This is a genomic window from Ensifer sp. SSB1, assembly GCF_016652895.1.
GTDB lineage: Bacteria > Pseudomonadota > Alphaproteobacteria > Rhizobiales > Rhizobiaceae > Ensifer.
Window position 1 is genome coordinate 14,846 of sequence record NZ_JAEPRP010000062.1, and the last position, 22,930, is coordinate 37,775.

At 62.0% G+C, this 22,930-nt stretch carries 17 protein-coding genes and 1 pseudogene; 8 read left to right on the forward strand and 10 right to left on the reverse strand.

The genetic code is table 11. From position 1 onward, the window contains the following. Positions 1-117: 117 nt before the first annotated feature. The 3 genes from I8N66_RS16880 to I8N66_RS16890 form a co-directional block, all read right to left on the reverse strand. Positions 118-2,010 (reverse strand): ABC transporter ATP-binding protein, encoded by a 1,893-nt coding sequence (locus tag I8N66_RS16880; RefSeq protein WP_291155530.1) that lies wholly within the window; start codon positions 2,008-2,010, stop codon positions 118-120. A gap of 121 nt (positions 2,011-2,131) precedes the next feature. Then, a complete protein-coding gene (locus I8N66_RS16885; RefSeq protein ID WP_291155534.1) occupies positions 2,132-3,082 on the reverse strand; it encodes a polysaccharide lyase in 951 nt (316 codons plus the stop codon). 9 nt (positions 3,083-3,091) lie between these two features. Further along, entirely contained in the window at positions 3,092-4,441 is a 1,350-nt protein-coding gene (locus I8N66_RS16890; protein ID WP_113535710.1) for an adenylate/guanylate cyclase domain-containing protein, read from the reverse strand. Between the two features lie 372 nt (positions 4,442-4,813). On the opposite strand from I8N66_RS16890, the gene I8N66_RS16895 reads away from it, so the two are divergent. Beyond that, positions 4,814-6,151, forward strand: coding sequence for a nucleotide sugar dehydrogenase (locus tag I8N66_RS16895; protein WP_291155538.1), 1,338 nt, complete (start codon positions 4,814-4,816; stop codon positions 6,149-6,151). A gap of 53 nt (positions 6,152-6,204) precedes the next feature. Here I8N66_RS16895 and I8N66_RS16900 read toward each other — a convergent pair whose 3' ends face one another. Continuing rightward, the gene (locus tag I8N66_RS16900; RefSeq protein ID WP_291155541.1) at positions 6,205-7,374 is read right to left on the reverse strand and encodes a DUF3095 domain-containing protein; all 1,170 of its coding nucleotides are present in this window, start codon (positions 7,372-7,374) and stop codon (positions 6,205-6,207) included. A gap of 277 nt (positions 7,375-7,651) precedes the next feature. Between I8N66_RS16900 and I8N66_RS16905 the strand changes: the two genes are divergently transcribed. Then, positions 7,652-8,482, forward strand: a complete 831-nt coding sequence (locus I8N66_RS16905) for an MBL fold metallo-hydrolase (RefSeq protein WP_291155544.1) — start codon at positions 7,652-7,654, stop codon at positions 8,480-8,482. Here I8N66_RS16905 and I8N66_RS16910 read toward each other — a convergent pair. The 6 genes and pseudogenes from I8N66_RS16910 to I8N66_RS16935 all read right to left on the reverse strand — a co-directional run bounded on the left by I8N66_RS16910 (position 8,469) and on the right by I8N66_RS16935 (position 17,044). Further along, positions 8,469-9,242: a polysaccharide deacetylase family protein gene (locus I8N66_RS16910; RefSeq protein WP_291155547.1), complete on the reverse strand. Its 774-nt coding sequence runs from the start codon at positions 9,240-9,242 to the stop codon at positions 8,469-8,471. The genes I8N66_RS16905 and I8N66_RS16910 overlap by 14 nt on opposite strands. Then, a complete protein-coding gene (locus I8N66_RS16915) occupies positions 9,239-10,336 on the reverse strand; it encodes a glycosyltransferase (protein ID WP_291155550.1) in 1,098 nt (365 codons plus the stop codon). Before I8N66_RS16915 ends, I8N66_RS16910 begins: the two co-directional genes overlap by 4 nt. A gap of 66 nt (positions 10,337-10,402) precedes the next feature. Next, positions 10,403-10,690 carry a hypothetical protein gene (locus I8N66_RS16920; protein ID WP_113535716.1) on the reverse strand — a complete coding sequence of 96 codons (288 nt, stop codon included), beginning with the start codon at positions 10,688-10,690 and terminating at the stop codon, positions 10,403-10,405. Between the two features lie 36 nt (positions 10,691-10,726). After that, positions 10,727-12,181 (reverse strand): lytic transglycosylase F, encoded by a 1,455-nt coding sequence (locus tag I8N66_RS16925; RefSeq protein ID WP_291155554.1) that lies wholly within the window; start codon positions 12,179-12,181, stop codon positions 10,727-10,729. A gap of 39 nt (positions 12,182-12,220) precedes the next feature. Beyond that, positions 12,221-14,347 (reverse strand): annotated as a pseudogene (locus I8N66_RS16930) (mechanosensitive ion channel domain-containing protein). 108 nt (positions 14,348-14,455) lie between these two features. Continuing rightward, complete coding sequence (locus I8N66_RS16935; RefSeq protein ID WP_291155557.1) at positions 14,456-17,044, reverse strand: SH3 domain-containing protein; 2,589 nt, start codon at positions 17,042-17,044, stop codon at positions 14,456-14,458. 459 nt (positions 17,045-17,503) lie between these two features. Between I8N66_RS16935 and I8N66_RS16940 the strand changes: the two genes are divergently transcribed. The 6 genes from I8N66_RS16940 to I8N66_RS16965 all read left to right on the forward strand — a co-directional run bounded on the left by I8N66_RS16940 (position 17,504) and on the right by I8N66_RS16965 (position 22,451). Next, the gene (locus I8N66_RS16940; RefSeq protein ID WP_291155560.1) at positions 17,504-17,956 is read left to right on the forward strand and encodes a helix-turn-helix transcriptional regulator; all 453 of its coding nucleotides are present in this window, start codon (positions 17,504-17,506) and stop codon (positions 17,954-17,956) included. A gap of 27 nt (positions 17,957-17,983) precedes the next feature. Next, positions 17,984-19,858, forward strand: a complete 1,875-nt coding sequence (locus tag I8N66_RS16945) for an SARP family transcriptional regulator (protein ID WP_291155563.1) — start codon at positions 17,984-17,986, stop codon at positions 19,856-19,858. A gap of 32 nt (positions 19,859-19,890) precedes the next feature. After that, positions 19,891-20,112, forward strand: coding sequence for a hypothetical protein (locus I8N66_RS16950; protein WP_291155566.1), 222 nt, complete (start codon positions 19,891-19,893; stop codon positions 20,110-20,112). Positions 20,113-20,184: 72 nt separating this feature from the next. Then, complete coding sequence (locus I8N66_RS16955) at positions 20,185-21,369, forward strand: YcaO-like family protein (protein ID WP_291155569.1); 1,185 nt, start codon at positions 20,185-20,187, stop codon at positions 21,367-21,369. Then, entirely contained in the window at positions 21,369-22,094 is a 726-nt protein-coding gene (locus tag I8N66_RS16960; protein ID WP_291155572.1) for a TfuA-like protein, read from the forward strand. Before I8N66_RS16955 ends, I8N66_RS16960 begins: the two co-directional genes overlap by 1 nt. A gap of 120 nt (positions 22,095-22,214) precedes the next feature. After that, on the forward strand, positions 22,215-22,451 hold the full coding sequence (locus I8N66_RS16965; RefSeq protein ID WP_113535723.1) for a hypothetical protein: 237 nt from the start codon (positions 22,215-22,217) through the stop codon (positions 22,449-22,451). The last annotated feature ends 479 nt before the right edge of the window (positions 22,452-22,930 follow it).

Genomic DNA, 22,930 nt, shown 5'->3' on the forward strand with positions numbered 1-22,930 from the left:
GCGGGAGTTTGCCGTCGGCAATCAGCTTTTCCAGAAACGCCGGCTCGCCGCCAGCAGCCAGCAGCCGCACGGGAAATGCAACGGTTGCAAGCAATGCCAGTACAGTTCGGCGGGTGATCATGGCCGTAACTCCCTTGCATCCACGGACCGGTGCGCCAGCACGAAATGGTCGCCACCGAGATCGGTGGGGATGAGCGCGTCGCCAGCATCGTCCTCACGGAACTGCGGCCCCCAGCGGCGCATGTCCGATCCTTCGCTGTCCTTCAACCTGTCGAAGTCGAGCGGACGATCGAGATCCGGATAGGGAACGGCCGCCAGAAGCGATTTGGTATAGGGATGAACCGGCTTGCGCATCAGCACCTCGCGCGGCGCGACCTCGACGATGCGCCCGGCGCACATGACGGCGATGCGATCGGCCATATAGTCCACGACCGCAAGGTTGTGCGAGATGAACAGGCAGGTTAGCCCCAGTTCCTTCTGCAGGTCCTTGAGCAGGTTGAGAATTTGCGCCTGGACGGAAACGTCGAGCGCCGAAACCGGCTCGTCGCAGATCAGCAGTTCCGGCACGAGCGCGAGCGCCCGTGCAATGCCGATGCGCTGGCGCTGGCCGCCGGAGAAGCTGTGCGGATAACGGTTGACGAAGCGCTGGTCGAGACCGACGGCCTGCAGCAGCGAGCGCACCGTTTCGACGCGCGATTTCGCCGTGCCACGCCCGTGGATTTCCAATGGCTCACTGAGGATGTTCTTGACCGTCATGCGCGGCGAAAGCGACGAGACCGGATCCTGGAAGACCATCTGGATTTTCGAGCGCAGTGCCTGCAGATCGTCGCCCTGAACCTTCAGGACATCCACAGGGCCTTCGCCATTGTCGAACGTCACAGATCCGGCGTCAGGCGTCACCGCCCGCATGAGAATCTTGCTGACGGTGGTCTTGCCGCAACCGCTTTCGCCGACGAGGCCGAGACACTCGCCGCGGCGGATGTCGAAACTGACGTCGTCGACTGCGCGATGCAGCGTACTTTCCCCGCCGCCGAACCAGGAAGACTTCCGCGTCCCGTAGGTCTTCGAAACATTGCGGACGGAAAGCAGCACATCCGGGCCGGCGGGCTTGTTCGCTGCCGAGGTCCCGAGCAGCGTGCCGGCCTTGACCGATACTTCGCGTAGCGCCTTCAGCCGCTCTCCGGGCTTCATGTCGAAATGCGGGACCGCCGCCATCAACCCCTTGAGATAGGGATGCTGCGGGTTGCGGAAAATCGCCTCGACAGGGCCGGCCTCGACGATCTGTCCGTGATAGATGACCACGACCTCGTCGGCCATATTGGCAACGACGCCGAGATCGTGGGTGATCAGCAGCATCGCCATATTGAGCTTCACCTGAAGCTCGCGCAGAAGTTTCAGGATCTGCGCCTGTACCGTCACGTCGAGCGCAGTCGTCGGCTCATCGGCGATCAACAGCGCCGGCCGGCAGATCAGCGCCATCGCGATCATCGCACGCTGACGCATGCCGCCGGAAAGCTCGAACGGATACATGTCATAGGCACGCTTGGGATTGGCGAAGCCGACATAGCCAAGCAGTTCCTCGGTCCGTGCCCGGCGTTCCGCCTTTTCGGCATCCGTATGGATCTTCAGCACTTCGGAAATCTGGTTTCCGATCGTGTGGAGCGGCGACAACGACGTCATCGGCTCCTGGAAAATCTTGCTGATACGCGTGCCGCGCAGGCTGCGAATCTCTTCCCCCTCCCGCTCCAGCGCGAGCAGGTCGATCGGCTTTGCCGCCGTGGTGGGATCATTGAACAAAATTTTGCCACCAACCCTCGCGACGTTGGGCAGAATGCCCATCACCGCCTGGCTGATTGCCGACTTTCCCGATCCCGACTCACCAACGAGCGCCGTGACCTTGCCGGGCAAAATCCTGAAATTTGCGTTGTTGACGGCTTGAACTTCGCCGCCGAGCACCGAGAATGTGATCCGCAGACCTTCAACTCGAAGCAGGTCCGCCCCAGATGTCATAGCAGCACGCTTCCCTCATCGCCTTTTTATCCGCCGCCTCTAAAAAAGACTAGCGCAGCTTCAGAGGGCTGTCCAGCAGGCCGACTGCAACCGGAGCATTGCTCCTTGCATCTTCAGTCGGTTAGAGCGCGGGGCACGCCCCGGCCTTTAACACGTCGGCGCAATTCGGCGAGCGACGGAAGTCGTCGTAGAACAGCGTCCAGTCGGTCGTATCGGCCGCTCGATAGGGGCCGAACTTGAAGTACTGGTTCTTGCCGAGCCCCTTGTCGTCGTGGCCGACGTGACCGGTTACCGTAATGATCGGCTTGTCATTGGCGAAGATTTCGATACGCCCGGTGCCATTCGCCCCCGGTAGCGTGTAGATCGCGAAATCGATCCAGCCGGATTTCGGATCGGGCAACGGATTGCCATGGCTCGTCACCTTCACGGCATCCGTGCAGCCATTGAACAGGCTGCCGTCTTCCGGCTTCCAGTTGCTGTCGGCGGCGACCAGCATGCGCATCTGGTTGATGCTGGGGCGCCCCCACACGGGAACCTCGCCGGGCCTGCAGCTGGCCGGCGTTCCTTCCGGACCGGATGAAAGCGGCGCGATGTAGTTCGTCTCCACCGTGGCGAAGAGCTTGCCGGCTTCGAGGCGCAAAGCCAGGAACGGGCTGAAATCGCCTTCGGCGCCGGGGTCGATCTCACGTTTCCACTGGGCGATCAGATAGCGATGGTCCTCGCTTGGGATCGGATCGGCAAACTTGACCGCGAAACCGTACCAGACCCCCTGGTCGTAGGGCACACGCAGCGCCGTCTTCTCCCAAATCTCGGCGCGCTCGCTACAACCGTCGAGGGAGTCCGGACAGGTCGGAACGACGCTCAGTTTGAGCGCACCGTTTCCGGTACGCTTGACCTCGTTCTGAAATTCGACCGTGCCGGCAGTCTGCTCGAAATTCTCGCGATAGTAGAGCCCACCCTCGGGCGCGAAATTCTGTCCTTCGAAGCCGTCTGACAGTTTGGTTTCCCACGGCTGCGCCATGGCGCCTCCGGCCATGGCGATGCTGGCGGCGACAAACACGGCTCGGAACATTCTTCCCCCTTACTGAAGCATCTTGTCGATCAGGCCGCGCGGCGGCTGAAGCGGACGAGTATTGCGGTGAAGCAACATGACATGTTCCGCTTCGGAAAGTCCATCCTGCAACACATCGTCGAAGCGCTCGTCTGCCCTGGCAAGCAACGCCGCATCGTTGGGGTAGAGTATCGTGAACTTCTGCCGCACGCCGCGCAGTTTTTCCTGGCCGAGCGCGGTCCAATCCCCACCGCAGTAGTTGACGAAGGCTTCGCTCGCGACGACGCTGTGCGCATACTTCTTGGTGAGGTTCTGCAACCGCTGGACTTCGTTGACGGCCGAGCCGAAGGCGGAGAAGGTCAGCCGGTCGCGCAGGCCGACATTGCCGAACATCACGTTGCCGACATGCAGTCCGATGCCATAGCCGATCGGATCGCGCGCTTGCTTGCGCCTTTCGCCGTTCAGCATCTCCATGCGCACGGTTGCTGCGCGAACGGCTGCAAAGGCTTCGCGGGCTGCAAACTCGGACGGCTCCTTGTGGCGCCCACAGGGATAGACGGCGATGAACCCGTCACCGACGAAGCTCAGGATATGGCCACCATTGCGATTGAAGGGGGCGGCGATCGCATCGAAATAGGTATTCAGCGTCTCGATATAGGACTGCCGCCCCTCCTTCTCCGCCAGCATCGTCGAGCGGCGCATATCGGCCATGACCAGGATCGCACGCACGGTTTCGCCATCGCCACGACGCACCTGACCGCTCATCACGCGGCGGCCGGCGCTGGATCCGAGATAGGTGGTCAGCATATTGTCGGCGAGTTTTCCAAGCACCGCCATCTTGGCGGCGACTGCCAGATGATGCTGCAGTTTCAAAAGCGCGCCAATCACATCGTCGGTAAAGCCGCCGTGGCGATCCGTCGTCCAGGATCCGACCATGCCGTGTCCGGAATCGGCACCCAGTGACTGCATGAAGGCCAGGTAGTCCGTCGCACCCATCTCCTTGAGATCATCAAAGATCGGGAACTCGGACGGCGTATCCTGATAAAGGCGCCGCCGGACATGTTCGAGATTGTTGTTGAGCAGGTAATAATACGGGCTCTGCAGAAAACGTTCGGGATTGAGCGCCAGCTCTTCGTGCCGGAGTCCACTCACCTCGACGCCCTTGCCGCGCACCCAGGTGAAGCCAAGTGCGTCGTAAAGCGGATGCAGCATCGAAAAGGAGAGGTGAACGCGCATCAGCGGCAGACCGGCGGCTGCCAGCCGCTCGCAGAAGCCTTTGACGATCGTTTCCAGCGGTGCGTCGCTGAGCGACGTCCGCATCAACCAGTCGGCAACCTTGTCGATGAGGATTTCGGATACGTTGTCGTTTGTCGGGGCCATTTCGCGTCCTCATCATGACAGACCGTCCCACGCCAGCATCCGGAGACGACGAACGCCCCGGCAAATTGCCGGTCCAAGTTCGCGGTGGATGATGATGAGCCGTGCCCGTTAAGAAAATGCTCCAGCCGTTCCGGCGTCGATGACGTGAAGGCACCCGGAAAGCGGGACTTATCCTTTGCAGATATTGATCCCGCCCGCCGATTTCCAGAGGCCAGGCAAAGTTTTTTCGCGCGAAGATTTGATAGTCGGCTCATGGGCCAGTCCCGCGGCGCGACGCGGTGCCTCGCTTGACTTGGGGCTTGTTTCTCTCCAACAAACCACGACATGTTCGCGCGACGCCGCCCGTCTGTCCACGAGATCCGGAAAGCAAAATTGACCTCACCTCACTTCGAAACCCTGCTCTCGTCCATCACTGCCTTCAGCGCCAGGGTTGGCGTCATCGGCCTTGGCTATGTCGGCCTGCCGCTCGCCATCGCCGCCGCCCGTGCAGGCTTTGCCGTCACCGGGTTCGATATCGATCCCAACAAGATCGTCGCGCTTGATGCAGGCAAGTCCTACATCGCCGCCGTATCGGACGCAGCACTTGCGAAAGAGAGCAGTGCCGGCCGCTTCCGCTCGACAACGGACTTTCAAAAGCTGGCGGGCTGCGACGTCATCATCATCTGCGTGCCGACGCCGCTCACCAAACACCGCGACCCGGATCTTTCCTTCGTCGAGAAGACCTCCCGCGCAATCGCTGCGACACTTCGGCCAGCACAACTTATCGTCCTGGAATCGACCACCTATCCCGGGACGACCGATGGCGTCGTGCGCACCATCCTTGAGGAAACCGGGCTCAAGTCCGGCAGCGACTTCTTCGTCGGCTTCTCCCCGGAGCGCGAGGACCCCGGCAATCCGACCTATGAGACCGTCAGCATTCCGAAGGTCGTCGCCGGTGACGGTCCGCAGGCTTCGGCCCTTATGGAGCGGTTCTATGCTGCCGTGGTGAAGACCGTCGTGCCAGTGTCTTCCAACGCCACGGCCGAGGCTGTGAAGCTCACTGAGAACATCTTCCGCTCCGTCAACATCGCCCTCGTCAACGAATTGAAGATCGTCTACGAGGCAATGGGCATCGACGTATGGGAAGTGATCGAAGCGGCAAAAACCAAGCCATTCGGCTATATGCCGTTCTACCCCGGCCCGGGGCTTGGCGGCCACTGCATTCCGATCGACCCCTTCTACCTCACCTGGAAGTCGCGGGAATTCGAACTGCCTACGCGCTTCATCGAGCTTGCCGGCGAGATCAATTCGGCCATGCCCCGCCATGTGGTTAGCCGCCTGGCCGAGGCCCTCGACCGCAAGGCGGGCAAGGCGCTCAGCCGTTCCAACGTCCTCGTCGTCGGCCTCGCCTACAAGAAGAATGTTCCGGACATTCGCGAAAGCCCGTCGCTGCGCCTGATCGAATTGATCGAGGAGCGCGGTGGGCGCACCGCCTATCACGACCCTTACGTCGCCGAGATCCCGCCGACGCGTGAATATGGCGCCTTGAAGGGCCGGCGGTCCGTCGTGCTCGACGCGCAAACGCTGGCAGGGTTCGACGCCGTGTTGATTGCCACCGACCATGACCAGGTGGACTACGCCGCCCTTGCGGCTGCCGCGCCGCTCGTCGTCGATACGCGCAACGTCTTTCACCGCAACGGGCTGACCGGCGAACATATCGTCAAGGCCTGACCCGCACCGGGTTCGCCGAGGGCCGCAAACCGGACGGCATCTCGGTGCCGTTGCTAGGCAGTCTGAACCCGCGCCAGCGTTGCCTTGAGCTTGCTCGCGGCGACCGCATAGCCGCCCGACGCGCCGTCGACGAAATGCATGTGGTCCCGCGTCATCGGCGTCGGCACGATACAGGTCATGAGCGCTGAATCCTGCTGATGCAGTCCATAGTGCCCGACGCCCGCGGCCTCGGCCTGCTTTAGCCGCGCTTCGATCCGTTCCAGCCGTTCGGCGCTGATGTCGACCGTCATTTTCAGTCCGTCGTCGAACTTGCGGAAATCCGTGTTGTCAGCGAGGTCACGGCGGTAGCGGCCCGTGTCGAACGTCCCGAGATTCCACCCCATCTTCAGACATACAAACAGCGCCAGTGTCTGCACGGTGATGAAGCAACGGGCGAAAAAGCGCTGCCCCTTCGGCGCCACGGCCCGCGTCTCAGCGTCGATGCCCTTGAAAGAGAACCGCGGCCGCGGCCCAAGCTCTGGAACAGGATGACCGTTGCGCTCTTCCTCGTCGGCCAACGCGACAATATCAGCGATCAACGCCTGGAACTCCGGTCCATTGCCCTTCTGTCCGGGCACGGCGATAATCGAGGCTATGGTGCCATGGCGGGATTCGATCGGGTTCCAGCGACAGGAGAGCCCGGTCAGATCGGGCCGGGTGCCGGCGGCCGCAGCACCAACGGGATAGCGTCCCGCCTTCATCGCCGCCTCCGCCCAACTGGCGCCGCCGCCCGCAAACATCGCATAGAAGACTTCTTCGCTCGCCTTGAAGCGGGCGACGCGCATGTCGAAGCCGTTGGCCCGGATATCACTGACCGGCACCAAGGCGGCGCGCAATTCGAGCCCAAGCTCCTCGGCCACCCAGGTCTTGACGGCGGAGAGTGCAGCGCGTGCGCGGCCCTCCATTGGCGCCGGCAGCGCGGCGAGGGCGCCGTCACCCCCGAAAACAAAGGGCATCGACTTTTCTTCGAGCGCGTTCATCAACGCCGATATGACGCTGGCGCCGGCCATATTCACAGTTTTGTAGCGGCCTTCGGCAATCGCACCGGTCGAGTTGACGATGTCGGCAACGGCAAGGACCCAGCCGTCCGGCAGCGGGCGATAATTCGCCTCGTCCGTCACCCCCTCGAACGCATCGAAGAGAGGTACGCTGTCGTAGAACCGCCCGTCCGTTGCCTCAACCATGCGTAACCTGTTCCCTGCGTTACTGCGTTCGATAGACAATCCACGTAAGAGCGCAACAAAAAGTTTCATATGCCGTTGCTAAGGGCGAGCCATCGATCCGGCGATTCCCGCTGAAACGCGGTTCCGTCGGGCGATTTTCAATCGGTCACTCTTGGCGACGCTAAGGTTACTTTCCAAATAATAACCCATGGCATTGCAGGGGTGTGGCCATCTGTGCTTGTTTAACAGTCACACAAGGATCAAAATGATCCGAGCGTGCGTAGTGAAGCCGAAATGAATGCGTGACGACAACTTTCGAGTGCGGTTCTGGGGCGTAAGAGGAAGTTTGCCGGTATCCGGCCAACAATACGTCGCCTATGGAGGGAATACGTCCTGCATCGAGATTCGATGCGGCAAGGACGTTTTGCTTTTCGATGCAGGGTCTGGAATACGTGAGGCCGGTTACTCGCTGATCGCCGAAGGTATCGACCAGTTCGACCTTTTCTTCACACACAGCCACTATGACCACATCATCGGCCTCCCCTATTTCAAACCGATCTACAAGTGTCAGAATTCGGTGCGCTTCTGGTCCGGCCACCTGCACGGCACTATGACCACGAAGGAAATGATCCGCGACTTCATGCGGCCGCCGTGGTTCCCCGTGGATCCGGATATCTGTCAGGCAAGCCTCGACGGCATGGATTTCAAGCCCGGTGACGTCCTGACGCCGCGCGCGGGGATCACGATCCGCACAACGAGCCTCAATCATCCCGGCGGCTGCGTCGGCTACCGCGTCGAGTGGAACGGTCGCGCCGTCGCTCTCGTCTACGACACCGAGCATCAGCCCGGCATTCTCGATCCCGCCGTTCTTGAACTGATCGCCGGCTGTGACCTGGTGGTCTATGACTGCACCTATCTCGAGAGCGAGATGGACCATTTTCAGGGCTACGGGCACTCGACCGGCATGCATGGCGCGCGGCTGGCAATGGCCGCCGACGTCAAGCAACTCGCCATGTTCCATCACGATCCGTCCCGCACCGACGAAGCGCTCACGGCAATGGAACGCGACGTTCAGGCGACCTTCGCCGGCGCCTTTGCCGCCCGCGACGGACAGATCATCGAGCTGTAGTAATCTCGCGGCCGGCGAGCCAGCGACAGGCCGGGTGCCTGCTCGTCGCCGCGAAGAGCTTTTCGAGGAACGCCCAGACGCCCTCGTCGTGAACCAGATGATGCGTCAGCACGCCGATCGTGCGACCCTTCTGATCCGCCCTTTCCTCGACATCGCCGCAGACCTGCCTAAACCTTGTAATGATATCGGCGACGATCGATGCATGGTCGCGACAGCCGCGCGTCCCGCGCCAGTCCATGACGTCGACATGGGTGTTGGCCAGCTTGAACGGCGACGGCTTCTCCGGCCCGAAGACCGAAAGCACCGTGAACCCGATTTCGGGCAAGGCATCCAAGAGAGACTTGTCGATCCGGTTCCACGGAGGAACGAGCATCGGCACGAAACCAACCGGGAAAAGCGTCCGCAAGCGGTCGTAGCCGAGTTCGAGTTCGTGGAGCACCGCGGCCCGCGGCCGGTGCGCGCCGAGCTCCTGCTTCTTTTCTTCAGGCGGGGCATGATTGCGATGCGCCCATCCATGTACGGCGATGCTGACATGCACGAGCCCATCCAGACGGCGTGCGAGCGCTTCGCCGGTTAGGGCCGGCGGAACGGCGAGAACGACGGCAAGCCCGTGTCTGTCGACCAGCGACAGCAGACGATCGAGCGCCACCGTCGGCTCGGCTGCATCATCGTCACGAAGCCAGAAATCCACCTGCCGGCCTGACGCCGCGATGCGATCGAGTTCCGCAGCAAGGCGCTGCCAATGGACTTCCTCTGTCATCTCGGCGTCTCCAGGAATTCATCGAAAATCGAGCGAAGCCGTCGCGCGGCGGCGTGAAACGAGCGCTCCTCGTGAACGAACCGCCGGGCGGCTGCGCCCAATCGCCGGCGGCGAGCCTGATCCTCGATCAGGTCGTGCATCGCCGCCGCATAAGCGCCGATATCGCCATCCGGCGTCAACAGCCCAGTCTCGCCGTCTCGCACCACCTCGGGCACGCCGGCCGTGTGTTGCGCGATTGCCGGCAGGCCGGCAGCCTGTGCCTCGAGATAGGCAAGCCCATAGGCCTCGCCGCAGCCGGGCCACACATAGAGATCGCTGCTCGCCAGAATATCCGGCAATTCCGCTGCATCTTTTTCGCCAAGCCATACCAGTCGCTCGGAAGGCAAGGCTGCAAAGGCTTCCATGACCTCGGCGCGACAAGGTCCGTCACCGACGATCGTCAAGGTCCAGGCGGCATCCGCAAGGAGCGCCAGCGCTTGCGCCAGCATGCGGTAACTATCCATCTTGTCGCCGCTGCGCATCATCGCGACCACGACCATCCGGCAGACGACACCGGCCGCCGGCTCGTTCTCACGGAAGGGAGACGCGTCGATGAACGGCGCGAGCATCGCGTGTCGGCACGACGGTGCCGCTTCAAGAAGGCCATCACGGTCGCGGCGCGTCAGGCAGATATTGACTGCCGCCTGCTCGATGGCGGCAAGAACGTGGCGCTGGGCAATGGCTCGGACACCCTCGTTCCGCCGCATCGAGTAGGACGCTTCTGCGGTGACATAAGGAATGGAAAATTCGTCCGCGAGCGCGGGCCCGAGAAGGTCGGGCGCCTTGTAGTAAGGATGGTAGCAGAACCAGAGATCGGGTGCGCCCTCGTGCCGCCAGAGCTTCCGAAGGCGCGCGGTCTCGGTCCCCGCCGCGCGTTCCAGCTCGGCAAAATCCTCGTTCGACGCCTTGGCCATGAAGCTGCGCAGGTCCGATGCAATCGCAACCGCATGTCCATCGGCCTGAAGTGCTGCGATCAGCATGCGCGCCATCAGCCGGTCGCCCGAAGGCACCGGATGTTCGGGCGATTTCAATGGTGCGTAAAAGGCAATCTTCATCCGCAGCGAGCTATCGTGTGTCGACGCGAGACTGTCAACCAACCGAGCACGGGATGCGTGCCCGGTTCATCGATCGATCGGCAGATCATAGTAGTCGCGACGGATGAGTTTCAGCGTGCGGTCCGGCTGAATGACATAGGTCTCCTGGACGAAGCTGTTGCCGCTGGTGAAACGGTGCGGAACGATGCTGCCCACGGGCGCCTTCGTCAGTTTCGTCCGCGGCTGGCCGCCGTAGGTGATGCTGCCGGGGATCGGTTCAAGATCCGGGGTCGTGCAGCCCGCGAGTGTCAAAGCGCAAAGGCAAAGGAAGGCCGCCGACCGTCTCACCAGCGAGTTGCTTTTCACAGCGACCATTTCGAGACCTCCACTACTGGCGAGCAACACCTGCGCCTATGGCGCGGTGGTCGCCGTCTTGTTTTCGATTTTCGTCGCGGCCGTGTCAGCATCATGGGCCGCAAGCAGGCTATAGGCGACATAGTACTTATAGATATTGCTGACATATTGAACCGTCTCGCGCCCAACGATCGCGGCGGCGGCATTTTCGACATTGCCGAACCAGAGGTTCGGATCGAGCCCCATTTCGCTGGCCTTTGCCCGGAACTTCCGCAGGTTCCCGGGCCCGGCATTGTAGGCCGCGAAGGCAAACAGCAATTGGTCGCGCGGCGCCACGGCCGGATCGTTGATATAGGTATCGACCAGGAAACGCAGGTATTTCGATCCGGCTTCGACGTTCAGATTCTCGTCCTTGTCGATACCGCGGATGTTAACCGCCTTGTCCGCCGCAGTCGACGGCAACAGTTGCATGATGCCGACCGCGCCACGCTGGCTGCGCCGGGTCTGATCGAGTTGCGATTCCTGGTAACCCTGCGCCATCAGCATCAGGTGATCGAAAGAATAGGTGCTTCCGTGCTTGCGGAAGATCTCGACGAGTTGCTTGAAACGTTCGACGTCATCAGGCGCATAGGCCCGCTTCAGCATCTTGTCACCCTTGTAATAGGTGTTTCTCAGGATGTTGCCGAAGGTGGTGCCGATCTTATGGCCCTTGACGAAGTCATCAAGAACGGCCTTGAGCTTCGGGCTGTCTTTGCGGATTGCCCAGGCGATTTCACCGTGATTCGAGACGGCAATATCCTCTCTCACCTTGAGGTCGGTGAAGACCTTCGACCAGATATTCGCCTTGTACATATCGATGACGGTCCATGGCAGCAGTCCGGCGTTGATCACCTCCAGGACGTCTTCGTCCTCGAGATTCTCGTCCATGTCCTTCAAGGCAATCGGTGCGCGACCGGACTTTTCGAAACCGGCGCTGAGCGTCGCCAGGTGTTCGTAGTAGCTGCTGGAGCGGCGCACGTGGATTTCCTGTCCGCTCAGGTCGTCAAGGCTGGCGATCACGGGCGCCGAAGGGCCGGTGACCAGAACCTCCCTCGCTTCATCGTAGAGCGGAGCGGTGAAATCGACCTTCGCTCGCCGCGCTTCGGTGATCGTCAGGTTGGCCATGACGATATCGCCAAGCCCTTCTTCCAGTGCCGAGAGAAGCTTCGCCCGCGGCATCGGCACGAAACCGACGCGGATCTTGTCGATCTGCTTCTTGCGGCTCTTGTTGAGTTCGTTCTCAAGCGCCGTCCCGAATTCGACGGCCGTGCCCAGTTGCTGGCCCCGATCGATGAAGTAGATCGTCTTGCTGAACGGCACGATGATCCGGACGATGCGTCGCTTTTCCATCCCGTCGAAATCGTCCCTGTGCGGGACAAACATCGACCGGACGAAGGCTTCGTCCGACTGCGCCCAGGCGCCGCCGCCCGCACACAGCACAAGCAGCACCAATCCCACAAGCAGGCGTTTCATGATCGGCCTCCCAGGCCCGAGAAACCTTCCCGATGGATCCTATTCCTCCGGCGCACCGCCTTCGGCGAGGGCCGCGGCGGCATTCTTCTTGGCGATCGCGTCGCGGGTCGCAGCGGCGGCCGCAACGGAATGCTGCTGCTCGTCGCCTGCCACCTGCACCGTCGGCGATGCGAAGCTGATGCCGTTTTCCTTGAAGGCTTCCTTGATCATCACCTGGGCCCGACGCCTTACCTGCGTCTGGTTCCCCGGCTTCGTCTTCATGGCAAAACTCAAGGTCATCCCATAGTCGCCGAAATTCTCGACGCCCTTCATCTTGACCGTTTCCAGGATCAACGGCCCGACATCAGGATCCTCGAGCAGCTTGGCACCAATTCCCTTCACCAGCTTCTTCACCTTGGCGACATCAGCGTCGAAGGAGACGTTGATCAGGAACTTGTCGATCACCCAGTCACGGCTCATGTTCTGCACCGCGCCGAGCGAGCCGAAAGGTACGGTAAAGACCGGGCCGCGGTGATGGCGCAGCTTGACGGAGCGAATGCTGAACGATTCGACCGTGCCCTTGTAGCTGCCGCTCTGGATATACTCGCCGATGCGGAAGGCATCGTCCATCATGTAGAAGATGCCGCTGATGACGTCCTAGACGAGCGATTGCGAGCCGAAGCCGATGGCCACGCCGAAGACACCGGCACCGGCAATCAGCGGGCCGATTTCCACGCCGAGGCCGGAGAGCACCATGAGCACCGCCACGACGGCGATGAAGGCCGCGAGAAAATTGCGCAGGATCGGCAGCAATGTCATCAGACGGGTATTGCGGGCGCGCTCCGCCGGGTCCTCGGTCGCGTGGTTGGCCTGCTTGACCCGCAGATTGATGAAACCCTTTACGAGCTGCCAGATGAGATCTGCCGCCAGCAGAATGACGATACCGGCGAGCAGCCCGCGGACCACCCGGTTGAAGGCGTCGTCATGCATCATCGCCGTCGCACTGACCTTGAAGACCAGCGCCAGCCAGCCAGCCGCCAGAGCAATGACCAGCAGTCGGGCGCCGCGCTCGATCAAGATGTTGCGCATCACATGCACGTCGTCTTCGGCGGAAGCCTGCAGCAAGGTTTTGGTGAAGGCGCTGGTGAAGCGCAGCAACGGCGGCATGCCGATCAAGTAGAGGCCGATCCAGAACAGGACATCCATGCCGGCGACCCAAAGCATCCACAAGACGATCAGGAAGGCGACCAACAGGACGTTACCGACAATGCGTCGCGAGCCAATGACGGTGCCGACGGGCCGACGCACCACCGTCACGATCCCGAGCACCAGAACGACGAGACCGAGGGCAGCGGAGACGAGATCATGTACGTCATCCGAAATGGATAGCGCCCGCATTGCATCGCCGACGCCCCATACCAGCGCCGCAGCGCCGATCAGCCACAGGCTGTGCCGGTGCCAGAAGCGGGCATCATCCGCCGTGAGCGACATGTAGCCGACCCGCCCGTCTGCACTCTCCTCGCTTGCCGGCCCACCGGTCAGCACAGCCGCGGCGATGATCATCAGCAGGCGGGCGCCGATCCAGGCACCAAGCAACGGTGCGATCGTCGCCTCCAACCGCGGCGGCCAGTCGGCGATCGCGAGCACCGACATGCTGGCGGCCGCGAAAACGATGAGCGGCAGCACTCGTGTCAATATCGTTCGGGCCGGCCCCGTCAGGACCGCGCCCTGAAGGCTGCGCTTCAGCACCCAGCGCAAGAGATATTCGGCGCCATAGCCGATCAGCAGAATGAAGAAGAAACCCTTGAGGATCGGAGCGGCGCCATGGTTCGCCATGTCGCCAGCCAGGCGGTCCCGCGCGGCCTCTATTTCCGGGAGAACGCGCGGCACCGCATTGCTGATGCCTGTCAGGTGGTGCCTGATTTGGGCTGTCCATCGAGCGACGATACCGGTCGCCGGCGCCTCAGCCTCAGCCGCAGTGGCGGCAGGTGCCTGTTTCGCCGAAAGCCACTGCTTCACCTCAGGGTCGTCAAGAAGCTGGATCAGTTGCTGGACCTTGGCAGGCGGCGCGGCGGGTGCCGGCTCCTGCGCAAATCCCTTGGCGACGGGTCCGAAGACGATTGAAAGCAACACAAGAAGGCCGAAAAGCGGCCCCAGAAAACGATGCGACGACCCGACACAGCCCATGCTTACCACCCCCACCGATCATGCCGGTCCCCCGACCGGCACGATTCTCAACTTTTACAAATGCTAACATACCTATAGGCGGTTCTGCCAATGCCCTTTCGCCGCAGATCAGCGACGGCGGAAACCGCCACCGCCATGGAAACCACCGCCTCCACTGAAGCCGCCCCCACCATGGAAACCGCCGCCGCCTTGAAAGCCGCCGCCGCCGTGGAACCCACCTCCTTCGAAGCCACCTCCCCCGAAGCCGCCCGGACGGTCAAAGCCACCGCCTCCGTTGCTCGGGAAGTTCAGCGGGCGCTGATCGAAGGACTGGCGTTCGAAGGCGCGCTGGTTGCCGAGCTGTCGCCCGATGTTGTCGATGGCCAGATGGTCGGGTGCCCGGTCCAATGTTCTGGCGCCTGCTCCCTGGCCGGACTGACGTGTCTCGATCCGCTGATTCAGGTTCTGGGCCGCATCCGGATGATTGGCAGAGAACTGTTCGCCCGCCTTGGCCCGATCCTGGATCGACGGCTTGTCGACTGGCTGCCAGCCGTCCGGCGTGTGCTTCTGCCATTGTCCGTCGTCGCGGCGATAGACGCTTCCGTCACGCCCGGCATAGACGTCGCCACCCTTGCCACCGGCGACAAAGCCGTGATTGCCGTCTGACGTGCGCCAATGCATCCCGGCGCCGCCCGCAGTCGCGCCGCCGGAGATGCGCGCAAAGTCCGAGCCGTGCTTGACGGCCGCCGTACCCCAGCTGCCGTAGACATTGTGCCCGCCACGCGCGATCGCGGCGTTGCCGGTGCGCGGATTGTAAGCCGCGACGAAGCCCCGGTCGCCATTCGGTCCGTAGCCGACAGCGCCGCGCATATAGGTCCCGGTGCGCGGATTGTAGGCGGCGCCGGCGGCGATGCCGCGGTAGGGGCCATAGGCATAGCCATAGCGGCCAAAGGTCCCGACAGCCGGATTGTAGAACGCGCCGACACCATAGGTCACCGGGCGCGGATAGTAAGGCCAATAGCCGCCGCCGGCCCAGCCATAGTCCCAATAGTCGTCATAGTACCAGCCGGTGCCGTAGACGAAGGTGTCCCAGGCGAGATAGGCACCGAGATAGCCCATCGTGTAGCCGAACCAGACCGCATCAGGCTCCGTCTCGTAGATCCGCACATAGGTCGCGTTGTAGACCGGCGAAGATGGCGGGATCTGGTAGATCTCGTCCGGCACCGCCTTGGCGACGCTAAACGGTCCGGTCGGCTTGTCGCCGACGAACCAGATCCCGTCCTTCACGACGAAGTACTTGTCGCCGACCTTGATGACGGTCTCGTTCGTGTTCACGGCGTAGGTGAGCGAAGTGCCGTCGATCTGCTCGAACTTCGGATCGCCGCTATAGGTCACGTCGACCGTGACCGACCCATCGAGCGCCACGCGCGCCTTTTCGGGAATGCTTGCCTTCAGTCGCGCTTCGGCATTTTCAGACGTGCCGGGAACGGACGCGCGCACCGTGTAATAGGCGGCATCCTGCGGGATGTTCTGGAAATCTTCGGGAAGCTTGGGCGTCGCGAAGGTCCACGGACCATCGAGAGAAGAGCTCGCGAACCAGCGGCCGGAGACGAGGATGTACCAGTTGGAATCCGCATCGCGGTAGAAGACATCGCTCTCGCTGTTGGTCGCAACCTTGAGGCCGGTGCCCGGCACCTGCTCCAGCTTCGGCTCGCCGTCGAAGACGAGCAGCTCGGAAGGTTTGTCCGAATAGACGACATCCGGCATCACGACCTTGTCCGGTTGCGGCGGAATTGCCGCCTTCGCATCCTTCCAGTTGTCGTCGTCCGGCAGCTTGCCAAGAATGTCGGGCAGCGACGGCGCAGGCTGCCACCCCGAGGCTAGGTCCTTCGCTTGCAGCCAGGACTTGTCGTTGCGCAGATAATAGGTGCCGTCCGCATCGACCTTGAACAGGTCCCAATTGGTGTTGACGGCGAAGGACAGGCCCTCGACACCCTTGACCGGCGCGAACACCGCCTTGCCGTCGGTCTGCACCAGCACCGCCGGTTTCTTGCTGACAAAGATCGGCGGCGGATCGGCCTTCAGCCCTTCGACATTACCGAGCCGCTCGTAGTCGGCGAGGCTCGCCGTCAACTTGTCCTCGGAAATGGTGATGGTTCCGACCGGCATCAGCTTTCCGACCTCAAGCGCGAGATCCGCCAATTCCTTCCGGTCGAGGACGGAAAAATTGATCTCCGTCATCTTGATGTCGGAAACGACGACCTGGCCGGTCGCGCTGTCGGCGTCGGTCTTTCCGGTGACCCCGATGACGCCGTAAATCGGCTTGGCATCGTCGGACTGTTTGTACTCGGCCGCGATCAGCGCATCGAGATCAGCGAAGTCCTTCCACGCATTGATCTGCGGCTGGTAGAGCGTGATGGTCGCGCCGCTGTCGGTCTTGAAGGCGCGCGGCCAGCCAAGCCCCTTCGGGTCGGCATCGTTCAGGTACTTGCCGCTGACAAAGCCGTTCTGGCCGCTGAAGCTGACAGCGCACCATGTGCCGGCATCGTCGCATTCCTTGACGTCGACCTCCGCGCCTTCCGCAATCGTGCCCAGACTGTTGAAACCGGTGCCCGGGCCTTCCCGGAAATTGACGGACGCGCTTGTCGTTGCCGGACCGGCCTGCGCCGGAACGGAAGCAATCGCCAACAGGGTCAAGGCCAGGGTCAATCTGCGCATTTCGGTTCTCCGGCATCTAGCAGCAATCCGAGCCGGCGCCGTTCTGCCCCCTCATGCCGCCAGCAGGCAGGTAAGGCGCGGACATAGAGCCGGTATGATCGCAGCTTCTTCAGGAGCCGTGACAGCACAAGTACGTAACAGTAACGGCGACCGTAACAGGCCGTTGAATGAGGATGATGGGACCCGGCCATTCGCACAGTCGCAAGCGCGTTGACGCCGGATCGATTCGCGCCCGGCGCCCCTGTATTTTGGCGTAAACGAGGCAAGTTGGCCTCCGTGATCCGCCACAATGCGCGCGCTTGTGCACCAATCGTTGTGGCATCGTCCGGCTCACCCCCTGGAAAACCGGGGCGGCCTTGCAAATCTCCGTGTTTTAGCCCGTAGTGATTGCATCGGGAGATTTATTCAAGCAAACTCATATGTATGATTTGACCACTCCTACGTGCGGAGGAAATACAAGTGAACACAAAAGCCCCCAGCCAGATTGATGTCTTTGTCGGTTCCCGCGTCAGGATGCGTCGGTTGATGGCCGGGTTGAGCCAGGAGAAGCTGGCCGACGGCCTCGGGATCACATTCCAGCAGGTTCAGAAGTACGAAAAAGGCACCAACCGCATCGGCGCCAGCCGTCTTCAGGCGATCGCCGATATCCTCGGCGTTCATCCGAGCTTCTTCTTCCAGGAAGGCGACGACGCCGCTGCCCGCAACGGCGCCGGCGACACGACACGCGAACCGAGCGAAATCTCCTCCTTCGTTTCGTCGAAGGAAGGCATCGCGCTCAACCGTGCTTTCCTGAAGATCACGGATCCGGTGCTGCGCAAGAAGATCATCTCGCTCGTCGCCGCCGTGGCCCAGACGCCGGAGACGGAAAGCAGCCGCGCGGGAACGAGCCACGCCCAGGATTTGCACGGATAATCGTTTGCGCCCGACAGGAATGACCGGATGACATTCAGACTGCAGACCCTCGGGCGCTTGCGCCTCGTCGATGCCGACGGGCGCGAAGTGGCCTTTCCGGAAAAGGGTCTGCTCATCCTTTGTTATCTGATCGTCGGCGGACATCGCGAGCAGTCGAGAAACGACATTGCCAAGCTGTTGTGGGATGAAGTCGTCCCCAGCCAGGCCTTCGTCAATCTGCGCAAGACGATCTCCCGGATCAGCGCGCGACAGGACGAACTCGGCTGCCATTTCCTGAGTTTCTCGCAAACGTCGGTCGGGCTCGACGTCGATCGGCTGCAGAGCGATCTCGATGAAATCAGCCGAGACACGGACGATCCTCTCACCCGCTTCCAGCTGGCGGCGACGACGTTCCAGGAGGACTTCCTCAAGGATCTGAAGTCGCAAGGGCAAGCGCTCCACGGCTGGATCGAGCGTCAGCGCGGCGAGCACATGACGCTCCTGCGCGAAAGCTTGCTTGCAGCCGTACCGGAAGCGACGAAGAGCCAGCGCAAGCTGGTCAAGGCGGCCGCAGCACGGCTCCTCGAGCGCAATCCGCTCGACGAAGATGTGCGCAAGATCCTGACCCAGGTCTTTCAGCTGGAGGGCAATCCCCTCGAGGCAAGGGCAATCGCGCACAGCAATGCCCCGGTCGTTCCCGCGGTCGCGGAATGGCGACCGCCAGCTTCGACGATCTTCGCGCCAGTTGCGGAGCCAGCTGCCGACTTGCGTCCGCCGCGTGTCGTACTGCTTCCGCCGAGCAATGGAGCGATCGACAGTCCCTCCACCCAGTTTGCAAGCGCCCTGATCGAGGACGTCACCATCGGTCTTTGTGCGCTTCGTTCGGTTTCGGTCATTGCACCCTACACGGCCGCGCAGATCAGCCTTCAGTCCGACAAGGCAAACACCTACCAGAAGCACGCCATCAGCTACATCCTCGATACGCGCCTGACGGACGAGGGCAGCCGACTGACCCTGTTCACCCAACTGATCTTCTTTGCCAATGACGAAGTGATCTGGGCTGACCGCTTCAATATCGACGGCGACGGGTTGATGACTTCCAGGCGGGAGATCGCACTGCAGATCGCCTATGCCATCGCCAGCCAGGTGGAGCGCAACGAGACACACCGGAAGACCTACGAAACCAATGTCGGGTCCTATCGCAGTTTCCTGCTCGGGCAACGCTACCTCAAGCAGCTCAACCTTCCGGAAGTGCGGCGCGCTCGCAAGAGCTTCCGTGAATCGCTGTACGAGAATTCCGACTTTGCGCCGGCGATGAGTGGCCTGGCACGCAGCTACTTCTTCGAGTGGCTGCTGACGGCACGTGGCGACAGCGAACTGTTGGCGCTTGCGGAGCGGCATGCGCGCGACGCGGTGGGAGCCGATGACACCCTGGCAACCGGTTATCGCGAGCTCGGCGTCGTCAAGCTCTATCTGAGACAGTTCGATGAGAGCATGGAGTACCATGACAAGGCGGAGGCGCTGAGCCCGCAGCATGCCAACGTGATCGCGAGCTACGCCGACACGCTGGTGCAGGCCTCGCGTCCCGAGGGCGGGCTACGCAAGATCCAGGCCGCGCTCGACCTCAATCCGATTGCGCCGGACGAATATTTCTGGACCGCGGCCGGCGCCAGCTACTCGCTCGGCCAGTACGAGCAGGCCATCGCCTATATCGAGCGCATGCGCGATCCGACGCCTGCAGACCGGTTGTCGGCGGCGAGCTGGGGCATGCTTGGCAACAGGAAAAAGGCCCGCCAATACGTCCGCAAAACTTTCGACGTACACCCGGATTTTGATCTCGACAAATGGATGGCAATCGTTCCCTTTAGGGAAGAGTGGCAGCGAGTCCATTATTGCGAAGGCCTGCGCAAGGCAGGCTTCTGACGTCTTCATTCAGTGAAAGCCAGGAGGGGCAAATGGCGAAAGTGGTGGTAATTGGTGTGGAAGGCGATGACAGGCTCTGGATGGCCGATCTGGACGCGGGAACGGTGACGCTAATTCCGACGCCGACACAGGGACCGCTCGCATCGGCCAACGACCTGCGCAGCAACGGCGGCGCGACAGTGCACAAGGGTGTGAACCTCGCCGTGCTGGCCGCCTCGTCCGGTTCGGTTTCCGGCGGATTCATGGACGGCTAGCGCCGACACGTGGCGCAGGCCACCGAAATTGACCGGCCGTCGGATGATCGTATCGGTCATCCGACGGCCGGAATGCTTTCATACAGCGACCGTGCCTGTTCGCCCGAAGAGACCCTTCGGCGCATCGCGCCGCTTTTGCCGACATTCGGCGTCAGCCGGCTTGCGCGCCTGACCGGGCTCGACAAGATCGGGATCCCGGTCTGGAGCGCCGTTTCCCCGAATGCGCGGTCGATCGTCATCAATCAAGGAAAAGGCATCAGCGATAGCGACGCCAAGATTTCGGCCGCGATGGAGGCGATCGAACGGGCCGTTGCCTGTGCGCCTACCGTTCCGTCCAGAACGGCGACCCGACGGGCACTGTGCGAGAGCGGGGACCGGGCTCTGTCGCTTCCGGGTCTGGTGGCCGCCGGCTCGGCCGATCTCGGAGACGACGAGATGATCGCCTGGCTCAGCGGCTTCGATCTGGCGGATGGATCCAGCACCTGGGCGCCGCTTCACGCAACGACGCTCGACCGAACCATCGACCGCTGCCGATACTGGCAATCCTCCGACGGCCTTGCCTCCGGCAACACTGAGACCGAGGCCATCCTGCACGGCCTGCTGGAGCGGATCGAGCGCGACGCCGAAACGCTCTGGCGTCTGTTGCCGCTGGACGGCAAGCTCAGAACTTCCATTGATCCGGCATCGTTCGAGGATCCGATCCTCGACGAGATGGAGCGGCAGATCGTGGCCTGCGGCCTGCAACTGCGTCTATTCGATATGACCAGCGACGTCGCAATCCCCTGTTATGCGGCGACCCTAGCCGGCGCCGGCATTCTGACCGCGCGGCACCCCTGCTACCACGACGTGACGATCGGCCATGGCGCGCACCCGGTGGCGCGAAGAGCCGCCATCCGCGCCGTGACGGAAGCCGCCCAGTCGCGGCTCACCTATATTAGCGGCGCCCGCGACGACGTCTTTCCCGAGACTTTTAGCCGTCCCCTTCCGAGCGAGACGCAGCGCCTGTTCGAGGCGGTGCCTCAAAGGAAAACGGCAGCCGCGACCAACGCCGGGGGCGGACCGCAGGAACTGCTGCGCTTCGTGATGCAGCGGCTCGAGGAGGCCCGTATCGGCTCGATCGTCGTCGTACCGCTGGTCGAAGAGGGGGCAATGCCGTTCTCTGTCGTCAAGGTTCTCGTTCCCGACCTCGAAAACCCCGATGGGCTGCGCAAGCGCCGCTTCGGAGCGCGGGCGCTAGCGCGCGCGCTGGAGGTCTAATGAAGATCGTCTTCGTGGGCCCGACGCTGCCGGACGCGCAGAAAATTGCGGGCGATGCCATCACCGTCCTGCCACCTGCCGTCCAGGGCGACATTCTCAGCGCGACCGAGCGCGGAGCGATAGCCATCGGCCTTGTCGATGGCTATTTCGAACAGGTGGCACCGGTCTGGCACAAGGAGATTCTCTACGCGCTGACGCAAGGCGTTCAGGTCTTCGGTGCAGCCAGCATGGGTGCGCTGCGCGCTGCCGAATGCGCTCCCTTCGGTATGACGGGCATTGGCGAGGTCTATCGTCAATATGCGCAATGCGAGCGCGTGGACGATGCCGATGTCGCCCTGATCCACGGCCCGGCTGAGCTCGGGCACCTGCCGCTGACCCTGCCGCTCGTGAATGTGGACATGACCCTCAGGCGCCTTCGGGATCGCCAACTTCTTTCTGCGGAGGCGGCAGCGGCAATCGCCACCGCGGCGGCCGGCATCTTCTACAAGGAGCGCACCTGGACCGCGGTGGTCGCACGCGCGCGCCTTACCGCAGGCATCGACCGCTCGACCCTCAAAGACCTGCTTGCCGCTGAATTCGTCGATCAGAAGCGGATCGATGCGTTGCTTTTGCTTAGTGCGCTGCACAACGCGCCGAACCAACGAGCAGTTGTGGCGAAATACTGGAAATTCAATTCTACCAGCATGTGGAAGAGGTTGTCCGGTCAACCTGACGCTTCATCTTAAGCGCGGGGTTTTCCCATACAACGTGTGTCACGCTCATGTCACGCGCACTGCCGCGCAGTCACGCTATGATTGCTCACGCTGAACTGGATCTGGCCGATCCATAGGGAGCTGGGGAACATCATGCTATCTTCATTTGCTGTACCGGTGGAGCCGGAAGACAAGGAAAAGGAACTGCTGGCATTGGCTCGCCTTGTCACCTATGCGCGCGACTCCGCCAAGACCCTCAATGTCGAAGGCGTGCAATACTGCCTCGAGTTGGCGCTCGCGTCACTGCTCAAGGAGGCAGAGGAGTGCGGAGACAAGAGGGCACATCTCACCAACGAACTGATGACACGACCAAGCCTCGGCCGCTGCTGAGACCGGTTCTGGGCGTCTCCGCCCGGAATAGTGTAGTCGTGAAGGCTCAGCGTCCGCTTCCGGGTGGAGTGAACCGAAAATCCGATCGCCACAAAGCCCTGTTTTGCCGAATGGCAAAGCAGGGCTTTTCATGTGCGCTCTGCAACCAACTTCACCTGACGCGGTGTGCATAGCTCGGCCAGACGTGAGGGTATTTGCAGTTCCACCCGCCTACCACCGTGCATTCGACGTGTGCCCAGTATCGACGCGCGGGAGCGTTCACCAGCGCTAGTAGCGACGGCCCGGACGGAATTTCCCCGGAACCTCACGCCGTTCGAATGTTTGCTTCGCACGGCTCTCGAATTTTAGTCCATAATTTCCATAGATATTATTGAATAAATGGCACTACGGGTTAGGCTTGAACCACTCGACACAACGGGGGGGGGGGGTATCAAGAGCCAGCGCCAATCAACCAACAGCGTTTTGCCGCGGCGCACGCT

Coding starts and splice junctions, on each gene's coding strand:
- I8N66_RS16880 (WP_291155530.1), bottom strand. CDS start 2,010: ATGACATCTGGGGCGGACCTGCTTCGAGTTGAAGGTCTGCGGATCACA.
- I8N66_RS16885 (WP_291155534.1), bottom strand. CDS start 3,082: ATGTTCCGAGCCGTGTTTGTCGCCGCCAGCATCGCCATGGCCGGAGGC.
- I8N66_RS16890 (WP_113535710.1), bottom strand. CDS start 4,441: ATGGCCCCGACAAACGACAACGTATCCGAAATCCTCATCGACAAGGTT.
- I8N66_RS16900 (WP_291155541.1), bottom strand. CDS start 7,374: ATGGTTGAGGCAACGGACGGGCGGTTCTACGACAGCGTACCTCTCTTC.
- I8N66_RS16905 (WP_291155544.1), top strand. CDS start 7,652: ATGCGTGACGACAACTTTCGAGTGCGGTTCTGGGGCGTAAGAGGAAGT.
- I8N66_RS16910 (WP_291155547.1), bottom strand. CDS start 9,242: ATGACAGAGGAAGTCCATTGGCAGCGCCTTGCTGCGGAACTCGATCGC.
- I8N66_RS16915 (WP_291155550.1), bottom strand. CDS start 10,336: ATGAAGATTGCCTTTTACGCACCATTGAAATCGCCCGAACATCCGGTG.
- I8N66_RS16920 (WP_113535716.1), bottom strand. CDS start 10,690: ATGGTCGCTGTGAAAAGCAACTCGCTGGTGAGACGGTCGGCGGCCTTC.
- I8N66_RS16925 (WP_291155554.1), bottom strand. CDS start 12,181: ATGAAACGCCTGCTTGTGGGATTGGTGCTGCTTGTGCTGTGTGCGGGC.
- I8N66_RS16935 (WP_291155557.1), bottom strand. CDS start 17,044: ATGCGCAGATTGACCCTGGCCTTGACCCTGTTGGCGATTGCTTCCGTT.
- I8N66_RS16945 (WP_291155563.1), top strand. CDS start 17,984: ATGACATTCAGACTGCAGACCCTCGGGCGCTTGCGCCTCGTCGATGCC.
- I8N66_RS16950 (WP_291155566.1), top strand. CDS start 19,891: ATGGCGAAAGTGGTGGTAATTGGTGTGGAAGGCGATGACAGGCTCTGG.
- I8N66_RS16955 (WP_291155569.1), top strand. CDS start 20,185: ATGCTTTCATACAGCGACCGTGCCTGTTCGCCCGAAGAGACCCTTCGG.
- I8N66_RS16960 (WP_291155572.1), top strand. CDS start 21,369: ATGAAGATCGTCTTCGTGGGCCCGACGCTGCCGGACGCGCAGAAAATT.
- I8N66_RS16965 (WP_113535723.1), top strand. CDS start 22,215: ATGCTATCTTCATTTGCTGTACCGGTGGAGCCGGAAGACAAGGAAAAG.